This window comes from Mycobacterium sp. 852002-40037_SCH5390672, assembly GCF_001665875.1.
Classification (GTDB): Bacteria; Actinomycetota; Actinomycetes; order Mycobacteriales; family Mycobacteriaceae; genus Mycobacterium.
This window is the reverse complement of sequence record NZ_LZTA01000067.1, coordinates 1-25,468: the sequence shown is the minus strand read 5'-3', so window position 1 is coordinate 25,468 and position 25,468 is coordinate 1. Positions and strand designations below refer to the sequence as shown.

25 protein-coding genes, 2 tRNA genes and 1 pseudogene are annotated in these 25,468 nt (G+C 64.9%); 13 read left to right on the top strand and 15 right to left on the bottom strand.

Annotated elements, in window-relative coordinates; genetic code table 11:
- Positions 1-39: 39 nt before the first annotated feature.
- Positions 40-783 carry a DUF881 domain-containing protein gene (locus tag A5782_RS10425; protein ID WP_067099047.1) on the bottom strand — a complete coding sequence of 248 codons (744 nt, stop codon included), beginning with the start codon at positions 781-783 and terminating at the stop codon, positions 40-42.
- A 129-nt stretch (positions 784-912) separates the two neighbouring features.
- On the opposite strand from A5782_RS10425, the gene crgA reads away from it, so the two are divergent.
- On the top strand, positions 913-1,194 hold the full coding sequence (gene crgA, locus A5782_RS10420; protein WP_067099044.1) for a cell division protein CrgA: 282 nt from the start codon (positions 913-915) through the stop codon (positions 1,192-1,194).
- A gap of 155 nt (positions 1,195-1,349) precedes the next feature.
- A complete protein-coding gene (locus tag A5782_RS10415) occupies positions 1,350-1,775 on the top strand; it encodes a PH domain-containing protein (protein WP_067099184.1) in 426 nt (141 codons plus the stop codon).
- Positions 1,776-1,799: 24 nt separating this feature from the next.
- Here the strand turns inward: A5782_RS10415 and A5782_RS10410 are convergent, their stop codons facing one another.
- The gene (locus A5782_RS10410; RefSeq protein WP_067099041.1) at positions 1,800-2,348 is read right to left on the bottom strand and encodes a peptidylprolyl isomerase; all 549 of its coding nucleotides are present in this window, start codon (positions 2,346-2,348) and stop codon (positions 1,800-1,802) included.
- Between the two features lie 172 nt (positions 2,349-2,520).
- On the opposite strand from A5782_RS10410, the gene cwsA reads away from it, so the two are divergent.
- Positions 2,521-2,955, top strand: coding sequence for a cell wall synthesis protein CwsA (gene cwsA / locus A5782_RS10405; protein ID WP_067099038.1), 435 nt, complete (start codon positions 2,521-2,523; stop codon positions 2,953-2,955).
- Between the two features lie 2 nt (positions 2,956-2,957).
- On the opposite strand, the gene A5782_RS10400 is transcribed toward cwsA, so the two are convergent.
- Complete coding sequence (locus A5782_RS10400; protein WP_067099034.1) at positions 2,958-4,172, bottom strand: cytochrome P450; 1,215 nt, start codon at positions 4,170-4,172, stop codon at positions 2,958-2,960.
- Between the two features lie 195 nt (positions 4,173-4,367).
- On the opposite strand from A5782_RS10400, the gene A5782_RS10395 reads away from it, so the two are divergent.
- Positions 4,368-4,931 carry a TetR/AcrR family transcriptional regulator gene (locus A5782_RS10395; RefSeq protein WP_067099030.1) on the top strand — a complete coding sequence of 188 codons (564 nt, stop codon included), beginning with the start codon at positions 4,368-4,370 and terminating at the stop codon, positions 4,929-4,931.
- A 4-nt stretch (positions 4,932-4,935) separates the two neighbouring features.
- Here A5782_RS10395 and A5782_RS10390 read toward each other — a convergent pair.
- From A5782_RS10390 to dnaA, 9 genes are all read right to left on the bottom strand, one after another.
- A tRNA-Ala gene (locus A5782_RS10390) sits at positions 4,936-5,008 on the bottom strand.
- A gap of 148 nt (positions 5,009-5,156) precedes the next feature.
- Positions 5,157-5,230: transfer RNA gene (locus A5782_RS10385), tRNA-Ile, on the bottom strand.
- Between the two features lie 70 nt (positions 5,231-5,300).
- Complete coding sequence (locus A5782_RS10380) at positions 5,301-6,194, bottom strand: DUF3566 domain-containing protein (RefSeq protein WP_067099027.1); 894 nt, start codon at positions 6,192-6,194, stop codon at positions 5,301-5,303.
- 147 nt (positions 6,195-6,341) lie between these two features.
- On the bottom strand, positions 6,342-8,861 hold the full coding sequence (gyrA, locus tag A5782_RS10375) for a DNA gyrase subunit A (protein ID WP_067099024.1): 2,520 nt from the start codon (positions 8,859-8,861) through the stop codon (positions 6,342-6,344).
- Positions 8,862-8,919: 58 nt separating this feature from the next.
- Positions 8,920-10,953, bottom strand: a complete 2,034-nt coding sequence (gene gyrB, locus A5782_RS10370; protein ID WP_067099021.1) for a DNA topoisomerase (ATP-hydrolyzing) subunit B — start codon at positions 10,951-10,953, stop codon at positions 8,920-8,922.
- 256 nt (positions 10,954-11,209) lie between these two features.
- Positions 11,210-11,767 (bottom strand): DUF721 family protein, encoded by a 558-nt coding sequence (locus tag A5782_RS10365; RefSeq protein ID WP_067099018.1) that lies wholly within the window; start codon positions 11,765-11,767, stop codon positions 11,210-11,212.
- On the bottom strand, positions 11,764-12,921 hold the full coding sequence (gene recF, locus A5782_RS10360; RefSeq protein WP_067099015.1) for a DNA replication/repair protein RecF: 1,158 nt from the start codon (positions 12,919-12,921) through the stop codon (positions 11,764-11,766). The genes A5782_RS10365 and recF overlap by 4 nt, the downstream gene beginning before the upstream one ends.
- Positions 12,922-14,121, bottom strand: a complete 1,200-nt coding sequence (gene dnaN / locus A5782_RS10355) for a DNA polymerase III subunit beta (protein ID WP_067099012.1) — start codon at positions 14,119-14,121, stop codon at positions 12,922-12,924.
- Positions 14,122-14,687: 566 nt separating this feature from the next.
- On the bottom strand, positions 14,688-16,223 hold the full coding sequence (dnaA, locus tag A5782_RS10350) for a chromosomal replication initiator protein DnaA (RefSeq protein ID WP_067099182.1): 1,536 nt from the start codon (positions 16,221-16,223) through the stop codon (positions 14,688-14,690).
- A gap of 599 nt (positions 16,224-16,822) precedes the next feature.
- Here dnaA and rpmH point away from each other — a divergent pair.
- The 9 genes and pseudogenes from rpmH to A5782_RS25370 all read left to right on the top strand — a co-directional run.
- Positions 16,823-16,966 carry a 50S ribosomal protein L34 gene (gene rpmH, locus A5782_RS25385; RefSeq protein WP_003874369.1) on the top strand — a complete coding sequence of 48 codons (144 nt, stop codon included), beginning with the start codon at positions 16,823-16,825 and terminating at the stop codon, positions 16,964-16,966.
- A 22-nt stretch (positions 16,967-16,988) separates the two neighbouring features.
- Positions 16,989-17,348 carry a ribonuclease P protein component gene (gene rnpA, locus A5782_RS25380; RefSeq protein WP_082942871.1) on the top strand — a complete coding sequence of 120 codons (360 nt, stop codon included), beginning with the start codon at positions 16,989-16,991 and terminating at the stop codon, positions 17,346-17,348.
- A gap of 44 nt (positions 17,349-17,392) precedes the next feature.
- The gene (gene yidD, locus A5782_RS25375) at positions 17,393-17,692 is read left to right on the top strand and encodes a membrane protein insertion efficiency factor YidD (protein ID WP_082942870.1); all 300 of its coding nucleotides are present in this window, start codon (positions 17,393-17,395) and stop codon (positions 17,690-17,692) included.
- The gene (gene yidC / locus A5782_RS10340) at positions 17,676-18,770 is read left to right on the top strand and encodes a membrane protein insertase YidC (protein WP_067099006.1); all 1,095 of its coding nucleotides are present in this window, start codon (positions 17,676-17,678) and stop codon (positions 18,768-18,770) included. Before yidD ends, yidC begins: the two co-directional genes overlap by 17 nt.
- A gap of 81 nt (positions 18,771-18,851) precedes the next feature.
- Positions 18,852-19,418, top strand: coding sequence for a R3H domain-containing nucleic acid-binding protein (locus A5782_RS10335; protein WP_067099003.1), 567 nt, complete (start codon positions 18,852-18,854; stop codon positions 19,416-19,418).
- Between the two features lie 78 nt (positions 19,419-19,496).
- Positions 19,497-20,237: a 16S rRNA (guanine(527)-N(7))-methyltransferase RsmG gene (gene rsmG, locus A5782_RS10330; protein WP_067098998.1), complete on the top strand. Its 741-nt coding sequence runs from the start codon at positions 19,497-19,499 to the stop codon at positions 20,235-20,237.
- The gene (locus tag A5782_RS10325) at positions 20,234-21,202 is read left to right on the top strand and encodes a ParA family protein (RefSeq protein WP_082942869.1); all 969 of its coding nucleotides are present in this window, start codon (positions 20,234-20,236) and stop codon (positions 21,200-21,202) included. The genes rsmG and A5782_RS10325 overlap by 4 nt, the downstream gene beginning before the upstream one ends.
- Positions 21,203-21,225: 23 nt before the next feature.
- The gene (locus A5782_RS10320) at positions 21,226-22,212 is read left to right on the top strand and encodes a ParB/RepB/Spo0J family partition protein (protein ID WP_067099177.1); all 987 of its coding nucleotides are present in this window, start codon (positions 21,226-21,228) and stop codon (positions 22,210-22,212) included.
- Positions 22,213-22,477: 265 nt separating this feature from the next.
- Positions 22,478-23,203, top strand: a pseudogene (locus A5782_RS25370) (acetyltransferase); the annotation flags it as partial.
- Between the two features lie 43 nt (positions 23,204-23,246).
- Here A5782_RS25370 and A5782_RS10310 read toward each other — a convergent pair.
- The 3 genes from A5782_RS10310 to A5782_RS10300 form a co-directional block, all read right to left on the bottom strand.
- Complete coding sequence (locus tag A5782_RS10310; protein WP_067098991.1) at positions 23,247-24,467, bottom strand: N-acetylmuramoyl-L-alanine amidase; 1,221 nt, start codon at positions 24,465-24,467, stop codon at positions 23,247-23,249.
- 132 nt (positions 24,468-24,599) lie between these two features.
- Positions 24,600-24,953, bottom strand: coding sequence for a thioredoxin (gene trxA / locus A5782_RS10305; protein WP_067098986.1), 354 nt, complete (start codon positions 24,951-24,953; stop codon positions 24,600-24,602).
- The coding region (locus A5782_RS10300) for an NAD(P)/FAD-dependent oxidoreductase (RefSeq protein ID WP_197694189.1) at positions 24,950-25,468 on the bottom strand (519 nt) is incomplete at its 5' end. The genes trxA and A5782_RS10300, both read right to left, overlap by 4 nt.

The following is a 25,468-nucleotide window of genomic DNA, read 5'->3' as shown; positions in this document are numbered from 1 at the left end:
GGCTACCGTCCGCCGGCCTGCGCTGCTGGTCAGCCGGCGTCAGTAGCCGATCGGGCCGTTGGGCTGCGCGAAGTGCAGCCGGTCGGGCTCGAAATGACCCACGACCTGCACGTCGGACTTGACCTCTTCGTTGTATCCGAGGCCGAAGCGGACTACGTACTGCTTGTACAGGATCACCAGGGGAGCGGCGGCGAGGGCCGCCTGCATGGCTGCCGCGTTGCCGATGGCGGTGATCGCGTAGGGCGGGCTGTAAGTCCGCCCGTTGAGCAGCAGGGTGTTGCCGACACAGCGCGGCACCGAGGTTGCGATGATCCGCTGGTCTTGCATCTGGATCGCCTCGGCACCGGCGGTCCACAGCGCGTTCAGCACGGCCTGGATGTCTTGCTGATGCACCACGAGGTCATCGGGGGAGGCATCGCGCGGGAAACGGCCGTTGGCGTCGCGCTGCGCGTCCGCGAGGGTGACCACCAGGCCCGGCCCGTGCACCGGCCTCATCCCCGCCTCGCCGGCGAGCTGCGTGGACCGTCGCAGCATCGCCGCCAGTGCCGCGTCCGACGACCTGCCGTGCGCGGCATCGATCTTGCCCGCCAGCCCCTCGCGTTGGGCGCTGAGGCGGTTCACCGACGACTGGGTCTCCCGGACCAGGTCCACCAGCCGCGGGGCGTCACTGCGGCGGATCTCGGCACCGCCCGAGACTCCGTGGGTGGCGGCGAGCAGCAACCCGGCCAGCAGACACACGACCGGGACGCCCCAGCGCCATGGCGACCGGCGCGACTGGATCATCGAGTCTCCATTTCCTGGTCACCGTCCCAGGTGAGTTAGTCTCGTAGCCAAGCTATGGGTGCAACTGCGGTGTTTATCGTTGCACCCCGTCCCGCTCACCGTGTCGTTGAGGTAATCCGCGAGGTAAGAATGCCCAAGTCCAAGGTCCGCAAGAAGAACGATTTCACCGTCGGCACGGTCAGCCGCACCCCGGTGAAAGTCAAGGTCGGGCCGTCGAGCGTGTGGTTCGTCGCGCTGTTCATCGGTCTCATGCTGATCGGCCTCGTCTGGCTGATGGTTTTTCAGTTGGCCGCCGTGGGAAGCCAGGCGCCGACCGCCCTCAACTGGATGGCGCAATTAGGCCCGTGGAACTACGCCATCGCGTTCGCTTTCATGATCACCGGTTTGTTGCTCACGATGCGCTGGCACTGAGCAGGACGGTCGGCGTAATGAATTCATTTTCGGGCTGATTTATCACTGCGTCAGCAACTTTCCGACGACCCAATCACACGCGTGTGATTTATCCCCACTGTTGATAGCTGATGTGGATAACTGCATAGGCCGTGGTGGGAGGGGCTAAGGAGCGCATGCAGCAAACACAATGGGAGCCGCACACGGCGGGAATCGCTGGTTGCGGAGCCGCGGGCGTTCTGATGGCTATCGCTGCTGTGACCGTGGTCACAGATCCGCCGGGGCGCATTTTGGCGGGCGTTGCCGCGGCGGGTCTCATCGTGTTTGCCGGCATGTCGTGGCACGCCCGTCCCAAGCTGGCAATCACGCCAGCTGGCCTGACGCTCCGCGGGTGGTTTCGGACGCAGGTATTGCAGCATTCCGACATCAAGATCATCCGCATCATCGAGTACCGCCGCTACGGACGCAAAGTGCGGTTACTCGAGGTCGAGACGGCCGACGGCGACCTGGTGCTGTTCTCCCGCTGGGACCTCGGGACGGACCCGCTAGAGGTGCTCGACGCGCTCACCGAAGCCGGCTACGCGGGCCGTGCGCAGCGTTGAGCCGCCCGCGGCTTGCTGCCGGCCTCAGGAGATGGTGATCGACTCGATGACCACGGCCTCGGTGGGACGGTCGTTGCCGTCGGTACCCGTCGTGGCGATCGCGTCCACGACCTTCTGCGACTCGGGGTCGGTCACTTCGCCGAAGATCGTGTGGCGCCGATTCAGGTGCGGGGTTTGGCCGACCGTGATGAAGAACTGCGAGCCGTTGGTACCCGGGCCCGCGTTCGCCATCGCCAGCAGGTAGGGCTTGTCGAATTGCAGTTCGGGGTGAAACTCGTCGGCGAACTTGTAGCCCGGGCCGCCGCGACCGGTTCCGGTCGGGTCGCCACCCTGGATCATGAAGCCCCGGATCACCCGGTGAAAGACCGCGCCGTCATAGAAGGGGCCAGAGGAGCCTCCCGATGCGTTCTGCGTCGAGTACTCCTTGGTGCCCTGCGCCAGACCGACGAAGTTGGCGACAGTCTTGGGCGCGTGATTTCCGAATAGGGCGACCTTGATGTCGCCGCGGTTGGTGTGGAGCGTGGCGGTAGCAGTCTGAAAGGGGCTGTTGGTCACGGCATCAGAGTCTGCCACTACCGGCGGGCGTTGCCGCACGCGGTGTCACCCACGGCGAACCACTGCCGAAAACGCGCCGAAGGGCGCAGGGCGGACGGCGACGTCCCTATGCTGGCAGTCTGTTCACATATCGGACTCTTCCTGGGCCGCCTTCACGGCAGGCTCTATCAGCGGGACAGAAAGGCGACAGATGCGCGCAAAGGCGGATTCCCGGCTGAGCCCACGGCAGCGATTGGCCCGCGGCCTGACCTATTCGGCCCAGGGCCCGGTGGACGTCGCCCGGGGAGTCGCCGGTCTGAGTGTGGATTCGGTGCAGGCGACCGCGTCGCAGCTGCGCCGCCGGTATCAGGAGGGGCGCCTGGCCCGAGACTTCGCCGCGGCCCAAGAAATCCTGGCCCAGGAGCTTGCCGCCGCCCAGGAAGTGGTGACGAGCCTTCCCCAAGCGCTGCAGGACGCGCGTCGCGCGCAGCGTCGCAGCAAGCGCCCGCTGGTTTTTGTCGGAGTCGCCGTCGCGGTCCTCGCCGGGGGCGCCGCCGCGTTCAGCATCGTCCGGCGCTCGGTGCGCGCCAAGCCGCAGGAGCCGCAGTCGCGGCCTCCCAGTGTCGACGTGCAACCGCGCCCATAGGCTCAGCGCGCAGCTAGCCGCAATCGTTCGCGTCGCCGAACCAGAATGCTCGGCAACCATTCTCCGACCTCGGCTGCGTCGATCCACCTCGTGCGCTCGAGCAGCATGCGCAACACGACGTGGGCTTCCAACCGGGCCAGTGCTGCCCCTACGCAGAAATGGACGCCCTTGCCAAAACTCACGTGACTTTTACCGGCGGCACGGCTGAGCCGGAATTCGTTCGGGGCGTCGAAGTGCGCCGGATCGCGGTTGGCGGCTCCCCACATCAGCAGCAGATGTGAGTTGGCCGGCACGTCGACCCCACCCAGCGTGGTGTCGTGCCAGACGTGGCGGTAATGACCGCGAAACGGCGCCTCGAAGCGAAGCGTCTCTTCGATGAAAGCGCCTAGCAATTCCGGCTTCTCGCGAAGCGCCAGCTGGATCGCGGGGCGATCGGCGAGAATCCACCCGGCGCTGCCCAGCAACGACGCTGTCGATTCTCCGGCGGCACTGAAGAGGGTCAGCATGATGCCCAGCGCCGGCAGCTGCTCAATTTCACCCGACGCGCAGCGTGCAGCCAGGTCGGATATCAGCGCCGATTCTGGCTTATCGCTTGCCTTTTCGAAATGCTCCAGCACATAGCCGCCCAGTTCCATCGCGGCCAGTCCGGCCAGTTCGAGCTGTTCGGCAGCGACAATCCCGTCGAGCAACGCGGTGGTGGCGTAGCCGAGCCGGATGAGTTTGTCGACATCATCATCGGGCAGACCCAGCAGCTTGCAGACCACCATCATCGGCAAGCGGTTGGCGATCGCGCTCATCCATTCGATCTGACCATCGCGCAGATTCTCCTCCCAGAGACGGTCCGCGGTCTGAGCGGCGAACTCTTCGATGACCCGAATTCGCTTGGCCGACAGGTGTGGCAGCAGGATCTTTCGATGCATCGCATGAATCGGATCGTCCGCCGTGGCCAATGCATGCATCGGTGTCCCCGGCGGGCCCATGTCGAACGGGGTAACGGTGCCGTCTTCGTGAAAAACCATGGTCGCCGTGAGGTTCGACGAAAAATCTCCGACCCGATCGACGGCCTCATGCACCGCATCCCAACCGCATACCGCGTAGAACACCGAATCGCCGATGCGGTGCACCGGCGCCTCGGCGCGCATGCGGTCGTACAGCGGGTAGGGGTCCCGGATCGCCTCGCCGCTGAAGAACCGGACCGCACTATCCAAGACCGTCATGCGTTCAGGCTCGATGCAGCTCGCCGCAGCGTCAACGGGATTCCGAGAAGTTGAGGAACCGTGGCGGGCGGAGTCGACGACGGACGGTCGCGCACACCCGTCACCAGCAGCCGATTCGCCTGATAATTTCTGCCCCTGATTTCTCACGCTGCGAGAAGTACTTCTGCATCGTGCAATGTGGTGGAACATGGGTGGATGCCGGGTGACGACTGGTTGGTGGGCCGCGATCGCGGCAGCGAAGCCGCCGAACGGATCTACACCGCGGCGGCGGACCTCATCGCGCGCCGTGGATACGACGGATTCACGATCGAGGCCTTGGCGGACCGGGTGCACTGCTCGCCCGCGACGATTTACCGGCATGCCGGCGGCAAAGCGGCCATCCGCGACGCCGTCGTCGGTATTCAAGCGGCTCGCGTCGTCGACGCCACCCGGGTAGCCATCAAGGACCTCCGGGGCCCCGAGCGGGTCGTGACCGCCACGATTATGGCTTTGGAAAGCCTGCGTTCCGATCCGCTCGCTCAGCTCATGCGGTCGATCCACGCGGCCCCGGTCAGCGATTGGGTCATCAGCTCACCCACGGTGACCGCCCTGGCCGCCGAGATGCTGGGGCCTGGCAACGACGACCCGCTGGCGGGGCAGTGGCTGATCCGCGTCTTCCTGGCGCTGTGGGGCTGGCCGCTCAAAGATCCTGCCGCTGAACGCGCCTTGGTGGAACGCTTCCTCGGCTCGTCGTATACCAGAGCGCACGAGTCGAATTGACTTGTGGAGCCTAGGGGAATCGAACCCCTGACACCCGCCTTGCAAAGGCGGTGCTCTACCAACTGAGCTAAGGCCCCTCGTCGTGACTGAGTGGTTGACCTTGGTCATCCACCGCCACGTGCCAGACCTCGACTCCACGTCGTGACCACGCCACCGCTGCCAATACGGCGATCAGTCCCAGTGGCAGTGCGAGTCTTACGCAACGTCTTGACGGACACATGGTTGTGGGCCTAGGAGGACTCGAACCTCCGACCTCTTCGTTATCAGCGAAGCGCTCTAACCGCCTGAGCTATAGGCCCGTACTCGCGTACGGCCGAGCGACGAGATTACCGCAATAGCCGCCCGACTCCCAAAAGCGCAGTATCCACGCTAGTCGCGATCCGCCAACGTGACCTCGACGCCGCCAATCAGATCGGTGGTCAGGTTGTAGACGAACGCCGCGATGGTGGCCATCGCGGTCAGCAGCACGATGTTGACCAAGCCGATCAGGACGGCGCCGCCGAAAATCGTGCCGCTGGACACCAGTTCGCCGCTGCTGCCGCTGGTGTTGTTCAGCAAGTCACCCACGTTGCTGTTCAACTTCGACCACACGCCCATGCCGCCGAGCACCAGGTAGAGGAACGCGACGGCGATCATCCAGACGAAGAACAACGCCACCGAGAGCAGCAGTGACACCTTCAGCGTGCTCCACGGATCAATCCGGCGGATCTGCATGCTGGCGCGCACCGGGCCCCGCGTCCGACGCGAGACCTGCACCCGGTTGTCGCGGTTATCTCGGCTTTCCCGGTTCTCGGTGCTTGCCGGCCGGCCCGCTCCCGACGAGCTCGGCGCCTCCGCGGGCCGCTCCTGGGCGGGTTTGCGGTGCGGGCCGCGCGGCACCGGACCGGACAGATCCGGTAATTCACTGGCGTAAGCCTCAGTCGGCGACGCCTCACCGCGCGCGGGCGCGGGCTCGGGCTCTTTAGCATGCGCCGGGCCGCCGGCTCCTGGCGCCGCGGTGCCGGAGATGAAGCGGTTCAGCCGTGCCTCAACGCCGCTGGGCTGGCCCGGTGGCCGCTTCTCGGTGGACGGCTCGTTCTGCCGAGGCCCGGGCTGCTGGGACCGGGCGCCGGCGCGCTCCCACGGTGGTCCATCCCCGCCCTCTTGGGTGCGGCCACCCTGTGCGGGCGGCACCGCGCGGCGCGCACCGGCACGCTCGACCGAACCATCCCCATTGGGGCCGTCCCCCTTTTTGGGGGCGCCCGGCTCGTTCGGTGAGGTCACCCCGACTCCTTAGGTCTTCTACCCTGGCCGCAAACGCGGTGGCAGTCGCATTATGTCTGGTCGCGCTGAGTCTATTTGTCCGATTCTTCCTCGGGCCGCGCCGCGGCCCGCAGCGTCATCGGGCTGAGTCTAGTGGCTCGGTGCCGACTAGCCGTCCGACTCCGCGGCACCCTCGATTTGCTCGACGACTTCGTCCGCGTTTTCCTCGGCGTTGCGGGCGATGGCCAACAGCGTGTTCTCTTCACCCAAGTTCATCAGGCGCACGCCCTTGGTCTGCCGTCCCGCTTTGCGGACCTGGCCCGCTGCGGTGCGGATGACGCCGCCTCCCGAGGTGATTGCGTACAGCTCGCTGTCGTCATCGACAATCAACGCTCCGACCAGCCTGCCACGCCGGCGGTCATACATCACCGTTAGGACTCCCTTGCCGCCGCGGCCCTGCACCGGATACTCCTCGATGGCGGTGCGCTTGGCGTATCCGCCCGACGTCGCCACCAGTAGGTAGGTGCCCTCGCGGACGACGTTGAGCGACAGCAGGTAGTCGTCGGCGTTGAACCGCATGCCCTGCACACCGGAGGTGGCGCGGCCCATGGGGCGCAGTGCTTCGTCGGTCGCCGAGAACCGGATGGACTGGCCGTTGGCCGACACCAGCAGCAGGTCCTCCTGGGCGGAGCAGAGCACCGCGCCGACCAGCTCGTCGTTGTCGCGCAGGTTGATCGCCACGATTCCGCCCGAACGGTTGGAGTCGAAATCGGTCAACTTGGTTTTCTTCACCAGACCGTTGCGGGTGGCCAACACCAGGTACGGGGCATCCTCGTAGCTGCGGATCTGGATCACCTGGGCGATGCGTTCCTCGGGTTGGAACGCCAACAGGTTGGCAACGTGCTGACCGCGAGCGGTCCGCGACGCCTCCGGCAGTTCGTAGGCCTTGGCGCGGTAGACGCGGCCCTGCGTGGTGAAGAACAGGATCCAGTCGTGCGTGGAGCACACGAAGAAGTGCCGCACGATGTCATCCTGCTTCAGCCCGGCACCTTGGACGCCCTTGCCGCCGCGTTTCTGACTGCGGTACAGGTCGGTCTTGGTGCGCTTGGCATAGCCCGTCTCGGTAATGGTGACGACGACGTCCTCGCGGGCGATCAGGTCCTCGTCGTTGACGTCACCGTCGGCCGCGATGATCCGGGTACGACGCTCGTCGCCATGCTTGTCGACGATTTCGGCGAGCTCGTCGTGCACGATCCGGCGTTGCCGCTCGGGCTTGGCCAAAATGTCTTCCAGGTCCGCGATCTCGGCTTCGATCTTGGCCAGGTCGTCGACGATGCGCTGGCGCTCCAGGGCTGCCAGCCGCCGCAGCTGCATGTCCAGGATTGCCTGGGCCTGGATTTCGTCGATGTCCAGCAGGTCGATCAGGCCGGCCCGCGCGATCTCCACGGTCTCCGACGCGCGGATCAAGGCGATGACCTCGTCGAGCGCGTCCAGCGCTTTGACCAGACCGCGCAAGATGTGCGCGCGTTCGTTGGCCTTACGCAACCGGTACGTGGTGCGCCGGACGATGACGTCGAGTTGATGCGCGACGTAGTAGCGGATCATCTGGTCGAGCCGCAGCGTGCGCGGCACCCCGTCGACGATCGACAACATGTTCGCGCCGAAGCTGGTCTGCAGCTGGGTGTGCTTGTAGAGGTTGTTCAGCACCACCTTCGCCACCGCGTCGCGCTTGATCTCCACCACGATGCGCAAACCGACGCGGTCGCTGGACTGGTCTTCGATATTGGAGATGCCGGCCAGCTTGCCGTCGCGCACCTGCTCGGCGATCGAGGTGATGAAATTGTCGTGGTTCACCTGGTATGGAAGCTCGGTGATCACCAGCGAGGTGCGGCCGCGTGAATCCTCTTCTACCTCAACGACTCCGCGCATCCGGATCGACCCGCGGCCCGTGGTGTACGCGTCGTGGATGCCTTGCGATCCGACGATCAGACCGTGGGTGGGGAAGTCGGGGCCTTTGACTCGCTCGCGGACCGCGGCCAACGTGGCCTCTTCGTCGGCCTCGTGATTGTCCAGGCACCAGTAGACGGCCTCGGCCAACTCGCGCAGGTTGTGCGGTGGGATGTTGGTCGCCATTCCGACCGCGATACCGCCGGAGCCGTTGGCCAGCAGGTTGGGGAACCGGCTGGGCAGCACGGTCGGCTCTTGCACCCGGCCGTCATAGTTGGGGATGAAATCGACTGTCTCCTCGTCGATTTCACGCAGCATCTCCATCGCGAGCGGCGTCAGCCGCGCCTCGGTGTATCTCATCGCCGCTGGCGGGTCGTTGCCGGGCGAGCCGAAGTTTCCTTGCCCGTCTACCAACGGGTAGCGCAGCGACCAGGGCTGGGCCATCCGAACCAGGGTGTCGTAGATCGACGAGTCGCCGTGCGGGTGGTAGTTACCCATCGTCTCGGCCACCGACCGCGCCGACTTCGCGTGGCCACGGTCCGGGCGGAAGCCCGAGTCGAACATCGCGTAGAGCACCCGGCGGTGCACCGGCTTGAGACCGTCGCGCACCTCCGGTAGCGCGCGGCCGACGATGACGCTCATCGCGTAGTCGATGTAGCTGCGCTGCATCTCCTGCTGGATGTCTACCGGTTCGATGCGATCTGCGGCATCGCCGCCGGGCGGCAGCGTGGTGTCAGTCATCTATTCCTCATCGGTGAGATTTCAGTGGGGAAGATACGTGTATGGGCGCCAGACATCGCTAAACATCCAGGAAGCGCACGTCTTTCGCGTTGCGGGTGATGAAGCTGCGGCGGGCGTCGACGTCCTCACCCATCAGGATGGAGAACAACTCGTCGGCCGCGGCGGCGTCGTCGAGAGTGATCTGGCGCAGCACGCGGACGGTGGGGTCCATAGTGGTTTCCCACAGCTCCTTGGCATCCATCTCGCCGAGACCCTTGTAGCGCTGGATGCCATCCTCGGCGTTGATCTTGCGGCCGGCCTTCCTGCCTTCCTCGAGCAGGCCGTCACGCTCGCGGTCGGAATAGGCGAATTCGGGCTCGCTGCGCTGCCACTTCAGCTTGTACAGCGGCGGCTGTGCCAAGAACACGTGCCCGTTTTCGATCAGCGGTCGCATGAACCGGAACAGCAGCGTCAACAACAGCGTCGAGATGTGCTGGCCGTCAACGTCCGCGTCGGCCATCAGCACGATCTTGTGATAGCGCAGCTTAGTGAGGTCGAACTCGTCGTGAATGCCGGTGCCCAGCGCTGTGATGATCGCCTGCACCTCGGTGTTCTTCAAAACCCGGTCGATGCGGGCCTTTTCGACGTTGATGATCTTGCCGCGCAGCGGCAGGATGGCCTGGAACATCGAGTCGCGGCCGCTCTTGGCCGAGCCGCCCGCCGAGTCGCCCTCCACCACATACAGTTCCGACTTGCGCGGATCGGTGGAGCGGCAGTCCGCCAGCTTGCCGGGCAGCCCGCCCAGGTCGGTAGCGCTCTTGCGGCGCACCAACTCTCGTGCTTTGCGCGCGGCGATGCGGGCCTGCGCCGACGAGACCGCCTTATTGACAACGGTCTTGGCTTCGGATGGGTTGGCCTCGAACCAGTGAGTCAGTTGTTCGTTGCAGACCTTCTGCACGAACGACTTGACTTCGGTGTTGCCCAGCTTTGTCTTGGTCTGGCCCTCGAACTGCGGTTCGCTGACCTTGACCGAGATCACCGCGGCCAGCCCTTCGCGGATGTCGTCGCCGGTGAGGTTGGCGTCCTTCTCTTTGAGCAGCTTCTTGTCTTTGGCGTACTTGTTGACCACCGTCGTCAACGCACTGCGGAAGCCCTCTTCGTGGGTACCACCCTCGTGCGTGTTGATCGTGTTGGCGAAGGTGTGCACCGATTCCGAGTAGCCGCCGTTCCATTGCATCGCGATTTCGACCTCGTGGCCGGGGCCCTTCCCGTCGAAGTCGATGATGCTCTGCTGAATCGGGCTCTTGGTGCGGTTGATGTGCTTGACGAAGTCGACGAGGCCGCCGGGGTAGTGGAAGGTACGGTGCTTGACCTTGTGTGGCGCAGTGGATTCCGCGGCCTTCTCTTGTGCGGACTTGGGGGCTTCGGCGGTGTCGCTGACAACCTCGTCGACGACCTCCTCTTTGGTCACCCGCTCGTCGGTGAGGTTGATGGTCAAACCCTTGTTGAGGAACGCCATTTCCTGCAGCCGGCGCGCCACGGTCTCGAAGTCGTAGTCGGTGGTCTCGAAGATGTCGGAGTCGGCCCAGAATCTGATCGTGGTTCCGGTCCGCTTGGTGGCCTCACCCTGTTTGAGGGTTCCGGGCACGGCACGGTCGTAGTACTGCGACCACTCGTGGCCGTCACGGGCGATGTCCACCTCGAGCCGCTTTGACAGCGCGTTGACGACCGACACACCGACGCCGTGCAGACCACCACTGACGTTGTAGCCACTGTTCTCACCGCCGAATTTGCCGCCGGCGTGCAGTTGCGTCATCACCACGTCGACGGTCGGGGCACCGGTGGAGTGCATGGCGACCGGGATGCCACGGCCGTTGTCGGAGACCTCGACGCTGCCGTCGTCGAGAATGCGGACGTCGACCTTGTCGGCGTAGCCGGCCATCGCCTCGTCGACCGAGTTGTCCACCACCTCCCAGATGAGGTGGTGCAGACCACGCTCACCGGTAGACCCGATGTACATACCGGGGCGTTTGCGGACGGCCTCCAGGCCTTCGAGCACGGTGATCGCTGAGGCGCCGTATTCGTTTTGCGCCTTCTTCTTCTGGGCAGCCACGGTCGGAATGCTCTCCTTGGGGTTTCATGCGGGCGGTTCCATTCACCGCAACAGTCGCATCCCGCCAGTCTAGCGTGATCAGCCATCCGCACCGATTTTCTGGCCGCGTTTCTGCCCAGCTAACCGCGCCGTGCGCACGATTTCTTTATTCTTGCCGCGTCCCGACGTACGTCGAGGGGGTCCGCGTCGTCCTGGCGGATTTCAGGGGCCTGTGGACAAAGCCCCGTCTGGGGGTCCGCAGATGCCATCCAACTCCCTAACCGTAGGTGTCGCGCGGTCCTCTTCCAGCGATATGACGCGGCCCCTTACGCCAGGAGGGCGCGGTGGGGCCGGTGATTTTCAACGACGTCACCACTCCGTTGCCGACGGCGGCGGCGATCTTGGCCAATAACTGCGACTGGATCATCCGCAGCTGGGTGGCCCACGCCGTCGATTCGGCGGCCACGCTCAGCACACCCTCGTTCAGGGCGGTCGGCACCGCGTGGTCGGCGATCTGGTGGCCGACCACCGCCACCCAGTTACCGAGCACGGTGCCCTCGGCGACTTGCGCGGACCACCCCCTTTTTTTCGCCAGATCCCGCGCCAGACTGCCCAGCGGTTGGGGGTCTCGAGCGTCGGGTCCAGGTCCCGACCATCGTCGCCGCTGGCCCGCCACCCGGCGCGGGGCGGGCGCTACCGCGCGGCCGCGGCCGGCGTCTTTCCCTTGGGCCCTGGCCGCGGCCCGGGCCTCTTCGAGGGTGCGCCTGACCAAATCGATCCCACTGAGGGCGTTCGTACGTGCGCCGGGCTGCGGGCCCTCATCCGTACCGGTCATGAGTTCATCTCCGATACCCTGCCCGAGTCGCTGTCGCGCAAGTCCACGTACACGTGTCGAGCTTCCCAACCCGCCGGAATGTCCTCGAGCACCGCCGCGGTGACCAACACCTGTTCGGCCGATTCGGCGACGGTGGCCAGCGCACGGCGCCGAGCGGCATCGAGTTCGGCGAAGACATCGTCGAGTAACAACACAGGTTCACTCTCTTCGGCGCGCAGTAATTCGTAAGCGGCCAGCCGCAGCGACAACGCCAACGACCACGACTCCCCGTGGCTGGCAAAGCCTTTCGCGGGTTGGTCCCCGAGCCACAATTCCAGGTCGTCGCGATGCGGGCCGACCAGGCACATGCCGCGTTCCAGTTCGGCATCGCGGCGCGCCGACAATGCGGCCAGCAAGGCGGCTTCCAGAAACTCCCGGTCGGCACCACCGATATCCGCCGCGGCCTCGGCGCCCAGGCTGGATCGATAGCTGATGGACGCGGCACGCGATCCGGGAGCCAACAGCTGATAGGCCTTCTCGACCTCCGGCGTCAATTGATTCACCAAATCGATACGGGCGGACATCAATTGGGCACCGTGTTCGGCGAGGCGGCTGTCCCACACGTCGAGCGTGTCCAGTGCGCTCGGGTCGCCGCGGTAGCGCGCCCCGGACAGCGATTTCAACAGCGCGGTGCGCTGCCGCAGGACCTTTTCGTAGTCGGCACGCACCGCGGCCACCGCCGGGCGGCGCACCGTCGCCAAATCATCGAGATACCGGCGCCGGTCGGACGGGTCGCCCCGCACCAACGACAAGTCTTCAGGAGCAAACAACACCGCACGCAGGATGCCGATCACCTCGCGTGTACTGCGCACCGGTGAACGATTCAGCCTCGCCTTGTTCGCCCGGCCCGCGGCGATCTCCAGATCGACCGCGCACTCCCTGCCTTCGTTGACCACGATTGTGGAAACCACCGCGCGGTCGGCACCCGCGCGGATCAACGGCAGATCCGTTCCCACTCGGTGTGAACCCAAGGTGCTCGAATACCACAGGGCCTCAAGGAGATTCGTCTTCCCAAACCCATTGGCTCCAATGAAGACCGTCCGACCAGGCTGCAATTCCAGGTCGGCGTGTGCCCAGGACCGGAAGTCGCGCAGTCCCAAATGCCGGACGTACACCTAGCCAGGCAACCGGACAGGCATCAACAAGTAGACGTAATCGGTCGGTAGGGCGCTGTAGGGTCCCGTGCCAGTCGGATGGCTGTCGTCATTGATCGCCGGACGCAGCAATGCCGGCTTGCCCGGAGTCGTGAAACCGAACGACACCCGCTCGGAGTGGACCGATCCCAATCCGTCGGTCAGATACGTCGGGTTGAAGGCGATCGTCAACGGCTCGCCGACAAAATCGACGGCCAGGTCTTCTTCGGCCCGGCCGACGTCATCGGCACCGGCGGACAGCCGCAGCGACCCTTCGCTGAATTCCATCCGCACCTGGGCGCCCCGGTCGGCCACCAACGCCACCAGCTTGATCGCCTCGGTCAACTCCGCCACGTTGATAGTGGCGACCGCCGTGTGCTCAGCCGGCAACAACTGACGAAACTTCGGGAATTCGGCATCCAGCAGACGGGTGGTGGAGCGCTTGCCGTTTCCACTGATGCCGAGCAATCCGTCTTTTCCGACGCCCGAACCCGCACCCAATGACAGCCGAACGTCGGAGCCGTCGGTACCGGTCCGGGCGGCTTCGGCCAGTGTCTTGGCCGGCACCAGGACGGCGGCGTCGATGTCCGGCGAGGCCGCCGACCAGGTCAGCTCGCGAACTGCCAAGCGGAATCTGTCGGTGGCCGCCAAAACCACCGTGTCACCCGAAATCTCAACCCTGATTCCGGTCAACATCGGCAACGTGTCGTCACGGCCGGCCGCGATGGCCACCTGGCTGATCGCCTCGGCGAACAGATCCGCGGGCAACGTCCCGGTCTCATCCGGGAGCGCCGGTAGCGTCGGGTAATCCTCAACCGCCATCGTCGGCAACGAGAACCTGGCGTTTCCGCAGTGCAGCGCCACGCGGTTACCGTCGACGTAGAAGTCGATGGGCTTGTTCGGCAGCGCCCGCACGATGTCGGACAACAACCGGCCGGACACCAAAACGCTTCCAGGAGAAGCTATCTCGGCTGCAACCTGTGCTTCGGCGGAAACCTCGTAATCGAATCCGGAGATCGTCAGGCCCTCATCGGTGCCGGACAGCAGCACACCGGAGAGCACCGGCACCGCAGGTCTGGACGGCAGATTCTTCGCCACCCACGACACCGCGTCGGCGAAAGACTCCCGCACCAAACGAAATTTCAAGTCGCTGAGGCCAGCCGTTGTCGTCGCCGCGTCCATAGCGTCCCTTCACCTACTCAGCGTTTTCGAAACCATTGGCTAGCCTGCACCCGCTAGCACGGGGCCCCGCCACGAACGCCGATGACATGTGATGCCAAGGACGGCCGTAACGGCGGTCGAAGATCAACCGTAGATCTTTCGACGTCATCTTGAAAGCTAATCGCAAAGCCCGACAACCCGACCTGACGCAGGCTCAGACGACGAGTGTGCACCGAGTGTCCCCAAGCCTGTATTTCAAAGAAGAACCGATGAAGAGATCTCAGTACCAGTATTAAGGCCTGTGCATTCTGGGGACAGCAACGTCCCGGCGCAGCTAGCGCCGCGATCGGGTTGTGCATCGTGGCGTGAACACCTGTGGGTGAGGTGTTGGGCGGGTGGGGACGAACGACGACTGTGCACGCAGGCCTTGTTACTACACCGGCGTTTAATTGCGTTGTGCACAGCCCTGCGCACATGCCCACGGTGTGGCGGGTGTGACAGACGCGCGTGAAGTTTCTCGAAAAAATCCCAAAACGCGGGCATCCCAGCCTGAAAATCAGCGCCCGGAGCCCAAGGGAACGAAGAACTCAGCGCTTGGAGCGCTGGCGGATACGAGTGGTGAGCTCTTTGACGTGATCAAAAACCTCACGTCGCTCGGCCATCTCGGACAAGATCTTGCGCTGCGCATACATCACGGTGGTGTGGTCGCGGCCGAATGCCTGCCCGATCTTGGGCAGTGAGAGATCGGTGAGCTCCCGGCACAGATACATGGCGATCTGGCGCGACTGGGCCAGCGCCCGAGTCTTTCCAGGCCCGCGGAGCTCTTCCACGGTGGTGTCGAAGTATTCAGCGGTGGCCGCCATGATGGTGGCCGCACTGATCTGCATGGTGCTGGCATCGGCGATCAGATCGCGAAGCACGATCTCGGCCAGCGCCTTGTCGATGGGCGTCTTGTTCAGCGACGCAAACGCGGTCACCCGGATCAGGGCGCCTTCGAGCTCCCGAATATTGCGTTCGATACTGCTGGCGATGAGTTCCAGCACGTCGTCAGGGACCGCCAGCCGCTCCATCTGAGCTTTCTTCCGCAAGATGGCGATGCGGGTTTCCAACTCCGGGGGCTGCACATCGGTGATCAAGCCCCACTCGAACCGCGTTCTCAGGCGATCTTCCAGGGTTGCCAGCTGCTTGGGCGGCCGATCCGATGAGATGACGATCTGCTTGTTGGCGTTATGCAGCGTGTTGAAGGTGTGGAAGAACTCTTCCTGGATACCTTCCTTGCCCTCGATGAACTGAATGTCATCGACCAGCAGCACGTCAACGTCTCGATAGCTGCGCTTGAAGGCGACCTTGCGGTCGTCGCGGAGCGAGTTGATGAAGTCGTTGGTGAATTCCTCGGTGGACACGTACTTGACCCGCATCCCCGGAAAAAGCCGCTGCGCGTAATTGCCGGCGGCATGCAACAGGTGAGTCTTGCCGAGACCGGACTCGCCCCAGATGAACAACGGGTTGTAGGCACGGGCCGGCGCTTCGGCGATGGCCAGGGCGGCGGCGTGTGCGAACCGGTTGGAGGCGCCGATGACAAAAGTGTCGAAGGTGTAGCGGCGGTTGAGGCTCGTTCCGGCGGCGACGGCCGGATCGATCGTGTGCGGCCGCTCGGTGAAGTAGTTGGGCCAGCCCGGCTGGTTGTCGGTGACGGTCTCGCTGTTTTCGAAAGCTTCCTCGGTGTCGACGGCCGCATCCCCGGCGGGGAAGGACGGGTCGGATCCGGGGAACGGTTCCGCCGGCGGAATGAGGGCGTCCTCGACATCGTCGGGCGGGGGAGCGATGCGGACGCCCAGTTGGATCTGCTGTCCAAGCCGGCGGCTGAGCGCATCGGTGATGGGGGCTCGAAGGTGTCGTTCGATCTCGTTCTGCACGAAACTGCTCGGCACCGACAGCAGAGCAAATCCCTCGACGATGGTCAGCGGGCGAACCAGATTCAGCCACGCCCTTTGCTGAGGGGTCAGCGGCGTGACCAGAGTTACGCGGTTGGCGGGTATGCCGTCTGCGGTGGGCTCCCCGTTGAGCTCGGAGACGACCGCATTCCACACTGCCGTGAAACTGGAACCGGGGTCATCGGTCAACGACGCATCTCCCTGGTTCTCGAACGTCCCGACCCGAGTTACACAACGCTTGGCGTCGAAACAACTGTCCACATAGTTATACACAGGTGTGGACAGGATGATCGTAGGCGAGCCACAACCTACCGGCGACGGCTCGCGATCTCCGCGCTGGAAGAAAACCCCGGAAGGTTGTCTAGGCAGCTAGTCGATCCACCATCCTCGCTTCGTTGTCGAGCGCTGCTTCAGTCTAAATCGACTTCGCAGAAGCTAACAGTTTTCCGTTCGGCTGCCAACCGTTCCGCTGCATTCCAATCGGGTCGTTTAGGGTACGTGGGGCTTGCTTCGGGTCGTTATGGTAGCGACGTCCACGGCGAGTGTGAGCGAAACAGAAGATCTTTTCGACGCGACCGCGCGGCTTCGTTGCGGCAGGCCAGGTTTGACCAGGCGAAGCCTCGTCAGTACCCTCAAACAGTCGCCCGAAAGTCGGCGATACGGCTGCGACCCGAACCACCTGGGGACCGCGCCGGCCAGCAGCACCAAGACCACCTCCGGTCGAACCGCGGACGAGCCCGATGCGAAACGTCTGAGCGGCCGGATGGCAACACAACGAGGAGAACGTCGTGGCCAAGGGCAAGCGGACCTTCCAGCCGAATAACCGGCGCCGAGCCCGCGTGCATGGCTTCCGCTTGCGGATGCGCACCCGTGCCGGACGTGCGATCGTGTCCGGTCGGCGCCGCAAGGGTCGCCGCGCACTCTCTGCCTGATCGCTAGTCAGGTCCTTCGGCGGTGCTTCCCGCACGCAACCGCATGACGCGCTCAATTGACTTTGACGCGACGGTGAAGCACGGGATTCGCATGGCACAGCCCGATGTCGTCGTGCACTTTCGTCCGGGACCCGACCGCGACGAAGCCCGCCCGCCGCGCGTCGGATTGGTTGTGGGCAAGCCCGTGGGATCCGCCGTCGAACGTCACAGGGTCGCTCGCCGCCTGCGGCACGTAGCCCGCACCCTGCTGGGCGAGCTCGGCCAATCCGATCGATTGGTGATCCGCGCGCTACCCGGTAGCCGCACGGCGTCCTCGGCCCGACTCGAGCAGGAACTGCGCCGGTGCTTACGACGCGTGCCGGCGCCGGGAAGCAAGCCGTGAACGCGACGACGCGGCCTCGCGCATTCATCGGCACGGCCGCAAGGATGGCCGTGCGGGGACTGATTTCCCTGATCCAGCTATACCGGCATATGGTGTCGCCGCTCCGTCCGGCGACGTGTCGCTTCGTTCCGACCTGCAGCCAGTACGCGGTCGATGCGCTCAACGAGTACGGCCTGATTCGGGGGAGCTGGTTGGCTGCGACCAGACTCGCCAAGTGCGGACCATGGCATGAAGGTGGATGGGATCCGATCCCGGCCCGCACCGGATGCCACGTGAATTGCCAAGATGCCAGCGACGCCCGGGCTGACCGAGCGGCGCGAGGGGAGAGTGAATCTTTTGTTTGATTTCTTCAGTCTCGACTTCGTCTACTACCCGGTGTCGTGGATCATGTGGGTTTGGTACAAGTTGTTCGCCTCCATGCTGGGGCCCTCGAACTTCTTCGCCTGGGCGCTGTCGGTGATGTTCTTGGTCTTCAGCCTGCGGGCACTGCTCTACAAACCCTTCGTGCGGCAGATCCGCACCACGCGCCAGATGCAGGAGCTGCAGCCGCAGATCAAGGCGCTGCAGAAGAAGTACGGCAAGGATCGCCAGCGCATGGCGCTCGAGATGCAGAAGCTGCAACGCGAGCACGGCTTCAACCCGATCCTGGGCTGCCTGCCGATGCTGGCGCAGATCCCGGTGTTCATCGGTCTGTATCACGTGTTGCGTTCGTTCAACCGGACCACCGGCGGCTTCGGTCAGCCCCACCTGTCGGTGGCCCAGAACCGGCTCACCGGAAACTATGTCTTCACCCCCACGGACGTCGGGCACTTCCTGGACGCCAACTTGTTCGGCGCACCGATCGGTGCCTTCATGACGCAGCGCACCGGGCTGGACGCATTCACCTTCTTCAGCCGGCCGGCCGTGATCGCGGTGGGTCTGCCGGTGATGATCCTGGCCGGCGTCGCGACCTACTTCAACAGCCGGGCGTCGGTGGCACGGCAGAGCCCTGAGGCGGCGGCCAACCCGCAGACCGCGATGATGAACAAACTCGCGCTGTACGTGTTCCCGCTCGGTGTCGTCGTCGGTGGGCCGTTCCTTCCGCTCGCGATCATCCTGTACTGGTTCGCCAACAACATCTGGACCTTCGGGCAGCAGCACTACGTCTTCGGGATGATCGAAAAAGAGGACGAAGCCAAGAAGCAGGAAGCGATCGAACGCCGGGCTGCGCATGCGCCGGCGCCGGGAGCCAAGCCGAAGCGGAATCCCAAGGCGGCATCCCCGGGCGGGAACGGTTCGTCGACGGTCGAGGATGACACCGATGCGTCCGGGTCCGTAAACACGGATTCCGATGTGGCCGATGGCCCAGCGACGGAGGCGGGCGACGGTCCGAGCAACCGCACGCCGCGTCCCGGGGCGCGACCGAAAAAACGCAAACGCTGATACGGGCGGAATAGCTATCGGGGCCGCCCCCACAGGGCGACCCCAATTGGGCTGGGGCCCATGGAATGAGGGAGAGAAGACATGACAGACGCCGACACCACCGAGCGCGACGTTGACACAGATCTCGACACGCAATCGGCGGTCGAGGATGCCGCGGAATCCGGCTCCGAGGAAATCGATGACTTGGAGGATCGGTTGGTTGCCGAGGGCGAGATAGCCGGCGATTACCTCGAAGAGTTGTTGGACCTGTTGGACTTCGACGGCGATATCGACTTGGACGTCGAGGGCAGCCGCGCCATCGTCAGCATCGATGGCAGCGACGACCTGAACAAGTTGGTGGGCCGTGGCGGCGAGGTTCTCGACGCGCTCCAGGAACTCACCCGGCTGGCGGTGCACCAGAAGACGGGAGTGCGAAGCCGGTTGATGCTCGACATCGCGAGCTGGCGTCTGCGGCGCCGGGAGGAACTGGCGGCACTGGGCGACAAGGTCGCGCACCGGGTGCTGGAGTCCGGCGAACGGGAGGAGCTTGCCCCGATGACGCCGTTCGAACGCAAGATCGTTCACGACGCCGTCGCCGCGGTCTCCGGAGTGCACAGCGAAAGCGAGGGCGTTGAGCCGTCGCGCCGCGTGGTCGTCCTGCACGACTGACCCCGCAGAGTTACAGCCGTGTAGTTCCTGTCGTCCGCCCGGCCTCCGAAGGTTGAAAGTGCACGCTACAACTAGAGGATGTTTCACGTGAAACATGTCGGCCCCGCCGACCCCGCGGCGGGCCCGGCGGGGGAGGGCGCCGGGACCGGTGCCGCCCCGGACTCCGCGGGCGCGGTCTTTGCCGAGCGGCTGGGAAGCGCACGCCGATATGCGGAGATTCTCGCCACCGCTGGGGTGAAGCGAGGGCTGCTAGGCCCGCGGGAGGTGGACCGCATTTGGGACCGCCATGTACTCAATAGCGCGGCGCTCGCTGAACTCCTCGACGCGGGCGAGCGCATCATCGACATCGGCAGTGGGGCGGGCTTGCCGGGCATACCGCTGGCGATCGCGCGGCCCGATCTCGACATCGTCTTACTGGAACCGCTGCTGCGGCGCAGCGAATTTCTCAACGAGGTCATCAACGAACTAGGGTTAGCCGTCGAGGTGGTCCGTGGCCGTGCGGAAGAGCCGGGGGTGCGCAACCGGTTCGGGGAGAGGGATGCTGCGGTGTCGCGAGCGGTTGCGTCGTTGGACAAGCTGACGAAGTGGAGTTTGCCACTACTGCGGCCCGACGGACGGATGCTCGCCATCAAGGGGGAGCGGGCTTTCGATGAAGTTGAACAGTACCGGCGTGTGATGGCAGCATCGGGCGCCGCTGATGTCAGGGTGGTGACATGTGGCGCGACCTATTTGCGTCCACCCGCAACCGTAGTGTCAGCGCGACGCAGAAACCCGCCACACCACAAGCCGGCACGGACCGGGAAGGCCGGAACCCGATGACTTCTTCAGGAGATTGGCCGGTGGCTCACGCGCCGGAAGACGTTCGCGAAGCGGTAGCGCCCGCGCCGGCGCCGGCGCCGGCGGCGAATGTTTCACGTGAAACAACGGACGAATTTGACACCCCGATCGGGGCGGCAGCCGAACGCGCGATGCGGGTGCTGCACACCACCTACCCGCCCCTACGCCGCCCGTCTCATCGGCGCGTCTTCACGGTCGCGAACCAGAAGGGCGGCGTCGGCAAGACAACCACGGCGGTCAACCTCGCGGCCGCCCTCGCGCTGCAGGGGCTCAAGGTCCTCGTCATCGACTTGGACCCCCAGGGCAACGCGAGCACGGCGCTGGGTATCACCGACCGCCAATCGGGGACACCCTCCTCGTATGAGGTCCTGCTCGGCGAGGTCGCCGTGCACGACGCGCTACGGCAGAGCCCGCACAACGAGCGCCTCTTCTGCATCCCGGCGACGATCGACCTGGCGGGTGCCGAAATCGAATTGGTCAGCATGGTGGCGCGCGAGAACCGGTTACGCACCGCCCTGGCCGATCTCGACAGCCTGGACTTCGATTGCGTCTTCATCGACTGTCCGCCATCGCTCGGGCTGTTGACCATCAACGCGCTCGTCGCCGCGCCGGAAGTCTTGATCCCGATCCAGTGCGAGTACTACGCGCTCGAGGGCGTCTCGCAATTGATGCGCAACATCGAGATGGTGAAGGCCCACCTCAACCCGAAGCTCGAGGTGACCACCGTGGTGCTGACCATGTACGACGGCCGCACCAAGCTCGCGGACCAGGTCGCAGAAGAAGTACGCCGCTACTTCGGAAGCAAGGTGTTGCGCACGGTGATTCCGCGCAGCGTCAAGGTTTCCGAAGCGCCGGGCTACAGCATGACGATCATCGATTACGACCCCGGTTCTCGTGGGGCGATGAGTTATCTCGATGCGAGCCGCGAACTCGCCGAACGCGATTGACCACCATCCGCGAAGGGACGACCATGACGCAGCCATTACGCAAGAAGGGTGGCTTAGGCCGGGGCCTGGCTTCGCTTATTCCGACCGGCCCCGCGGAGGGTGACTCCGGACCGGCGACGCTAGGTCCACGGATGGGCGACGCCGCCGCCGACGTCTTGATCGGGGGACCCCCGCCGCAGGACGCGTCGCCGATGGGCGCGGTCTATCGCGAGATCCCGCCGGCCGACATCGAGCGCAATCCGCGTCAGCCTCGACAGGTCTTCGACGAAGAAGCACTCTCCGAGCTGGTGCACTCCATTCGCGAGTTCGGCCTCCTGCAGCCGATCGTGGTGCGGGCGGTCAAGGATTCGGCGAGCAGTGCGCGTTACCAGATCGTGATGGGGGAGCGGCGCTGGCGCGCGGCCCAAGAGGCCGGCCTGGCCACCATCCCGGCCATCGTGCGCGAGACCGGTGATGACGATCTGCTGCGCGACGCCCTGTTGGAGAACATTCACCGGGTGCAGTTGAACCCGTTGGAAGAGGCGGCCGCCTACCAACAGCTGCTCGACGAATTCGGCGTCACCCACGATGAACTTGCGGCGCGCATCGGCCGGTCGCGGCCGTTGATCACCAACATGATCCGGTTGCTCAAGCTGCCGATCGCGGTGCAGCGGCGTGTGGCCGCCGGAGTGCTGTCCGCCGGCCACGCGCGGGCGCTGCTGTCGCTGGAGGCCGGCGCGGAAGCACAGGAGGAGCTGGCCACCCGGATCGTCGCCGAGGGGCTATCGGTGCGGGCCACCGAGGAGGCGGTCACGTTGGCCAACCGGAGCGGTCCGGTCACGCCGACGGCCCCGCGACGCAAGCCGATCCAGATGCCGGGCCTGCAAGATGTTGCTGATCAGCTCTCGACCGCGTTCGACACCCGGGTGACGGTCAGCCTGGGCAAACGCAAGGGCAAGATCGTGGTCGAGTTCGGTTCGGTGGACGATCTACAGCGGATCGTCGACGTAATGTCCCCGCCAAAGTCATGAACTAGGACACCCTGTAATTACGTCACTGTGACACTCCGGCGGTTTTCGCGGGACATCCGTGTACCCCTGGCGTTCCAGTTCGATGAAACGGCATGCGCATCAACAACTTTCGACAATGGGCGCGCCACGGCCGGATAGTGCCGTCCGTTAGGCCGTGCCGACCCCGGTGGCCAAGCCAAAGCTGGCCCGATCACGACCACCTCTCCTATTCTGGAGGGGTTGCCGGTGCAGATGGCTGCAGTACCGCACAGGAGCCAGGAGGCTAGTGTCCGCTCGAATCACGCCGTTACGGCTCGAGGCATTCGAGCAGCTTCCCAAGCACGCACGCCGGTGCGTCTTCTGGGAAGTCGATCCGGCGACCCTCGGTAACCAAGACCACCTCGCCGACCCCGAATTCGAAAAAGAAGCGTGGCTGTCGATGGTGATGCTGGAGTGGGGCTCATGCGGTCAGGTCGCGACCGCGGTCCCGGATGAGCGAAGCCAATCCGAGCCACCGTGCCTGGGCTACGTGTTCTACGCCCCGCCGCGGGCGGTGCCGCGCGCACAGCGATTCCCGACCGGCCCCGTGTCCGCGGACGCGGTGTTGTTGACCTCGATGGGCATAGAGCCCGGGCCGGCGGCCGACGAGCTACCGCACGGCTTGATCGCCCGGGTGATCGACGAGCTGGTGCGGCGCGGTGTGCGGGCGCTCGAGGCGTTCGGCCGCACACCGGTGGCGTCGGAATTGCAGGATCCGCGCCTGGTCGGTCCCGACGTGCGGCCGGTGTTGGAAGCCGTCGGTGATTGCTCGGTGGATCACTGCGTCATGGATGCAGAATTCCTCAAAGACGCGGGTTTCGTTGTGGTGGCACCACATACGTACTTCCCGCGTCTGCGGCTCGAGCTCGACAAGGGTCTGGGGTGGAAGGCCGAAGTGGAGGCGGCCCTGGACCGTCTGTTGGAGAGCGCACACTTGGAGCAGCCGGTCGGCGCCGGGTCTACGGCCGGGAATGGGTTGAATACGTTGAAAACCACCGTGGGTGGTGAGAAAGCGGTTAGGAACCGCCCAGTTGGCTGGTGCGCTCCACCGACAATTCGTGGGCGAGTAACTCGGCGAACGTGAAAGTGCCAGTGGGCCGGTCATTCTTGCCCAACAGGTAAAGCCGCTTGACCGCGGCGAGGATCCCCTCGGCGATGGCGTCACGGGTCTGGGTGGAGACCAGCATCGAGCGATCACGCGGGTTGGTGATGTAGCCGACGTCGACCTGCACCGTCGGCATCCGGGTCAGGCGCAGCAGATCCCACGTCCGGCCGTGCGTGCGGCAGTCCCGTAAACCGGTGCGGGCCACCACTTCTCGCTGGATGAAGTCGGCGAGATTGCGCCCGATGGTGGAGACCGAACCGTGCGAGTTTCCGAAGTGAAAGGAAGCCACGCCGTTGGCAGCGGCGTTGATCTGACTTTCGCAGCGCAGGCTGATCATCAGGTCGGCGCCGACGTTGTTGGCGGTGGCGGCTCGTTCGGCATCGAGGGGGCTGCGGTTGACCGGTCGCGACAGGAAGGTCTCCATGCCGATCGCGGCCATCCGTCCTTCGAGCCGGCTGGCCAAGTCCCACAACACATCCGCTTCACTGACCGGTCCCGACGGGCCCTGCATGATCGTGCCGTGGTCCGCGCCGCCGCGGCCCGGGTCGATGATGATCCGCTTGCCCGACAATTTGGGACCGGATGAGCGAACCAGCTCTTCTTCGCGGAGTGCGTGCGGAGATCCGCCGGTGACCCGTGAACTCAGGAAATGAAAGGAGCGCAACGTTTCCGGACCGCAGATCCCGTCGGCGGAAAGCCCGTACTCGCGTTGATACGACATCAACGCGTTGTGGGTCTGCAGCCCGAAGTATCCGTCGACCAGGCCGGTGTAGAAACCCAGATCCTGCAGCCGCGCCTGCAGCGTGGCCACGTCGTCGCCGAACAGCGGGGCGCCGAATTGGTGATACAGCGTGCGTGCGCCCAGCCGGTACGACGCCTCCTTGAGCGCACGGTAGGTGGCCTCACCGACGATGCCGTCCACCAGCAGACCGCGATGCTGTTGGAAGGCGCGAACCGCTTGGTCAAGCTCGGCATCGAAGAGTTCGAGGGCCACGGGCCGGCCGGTGTTGAGATCTTCCTCGGAGCCGTCCAGCAGGCCTAGGGAGGCCAGCGTCGCCCGGATCTCGGTCACAGCGGCGCTGCGGTCACCACAGCGCGGCGCGTCGCCGTATTCGCGGCGCGGACTCGACATGCAGGGGGCCCTCCGGGACTAACTGACAAGCTCAGAAATGGGCAACAGCTAACCGTATTGTCGCAGACGCTTCGTAAATTCGGGAAAACCCCAGGCTATGCGCGGGGCGTGGTGCGACGAATCAAATGAAGATCAGCCGAGGTTGGGAACCGCGTCCGAGAGCTCACGCAGCAATGCCGCCTTGCCCTTCGCGCCGACGATCCGCTTCACCGGCTGCCCGTCTTTGAACAGAATCAGGGTGGGAATGGAGACCACCTGGAAGTTCTGCGCTGTTTCGGGGTTGGCGTCCACGTCGAGCTTGGCGACGGTGAGCTGTTCGCCCCGCTCGCTGGCGATCTCCTCGAGGACCGGCGCCACCATCTTGCAGGGGCCGCACCACGTTGCCCAAAAGTCCACCAGCACAGGCTTATTGCTGGACAACACGTCGGTAGAGAACGACGCGTCAGAGACTTCTATTGTGGCCCCGGCCTTTTCGGCATCGGTCATTGTGGTGCTCCAATCAATGTGTCGGTACTGCCAGGAAATTCGGTGGCATCGCCTTGCGCGGCGGCGCTGGTTTCTTCGTGGTCGGCGAGCCAGCGTTCGGCGTCGATGGCCGCCGCGCAGCCGCTGCCCGCGGCGGTGACGGCTTGGCGGTAGGTACGATCCACCAGGTCCCCGGCGGCGAACACCCCCTCAATCGAGGTGGCCGTGGTGCGGCCCTGCACCAGCACATAACCCTCGGGATCGGTGTCCAGCACATCGCGCACCAAATCCGAGCGCGGATCATGCCCAATGGCCACAAACACCCCGCTGACCGCCAACGTCGACACCTCACCGCTGCGGGTGTCACGCAACCGCAAACCCGTCACCGTCGCCTCACCCTCGACCGCCTCAACCGCCTTATCGGTCACAAAAGTGATCTTCTCGTTGGCCTGGGCGCGGTCCAGCATGATCCGCGACGCCCGAAACTCCGCACGCCGATGCACCAGGGTCACACTGCGAGCAAACCGCGTCAAAAA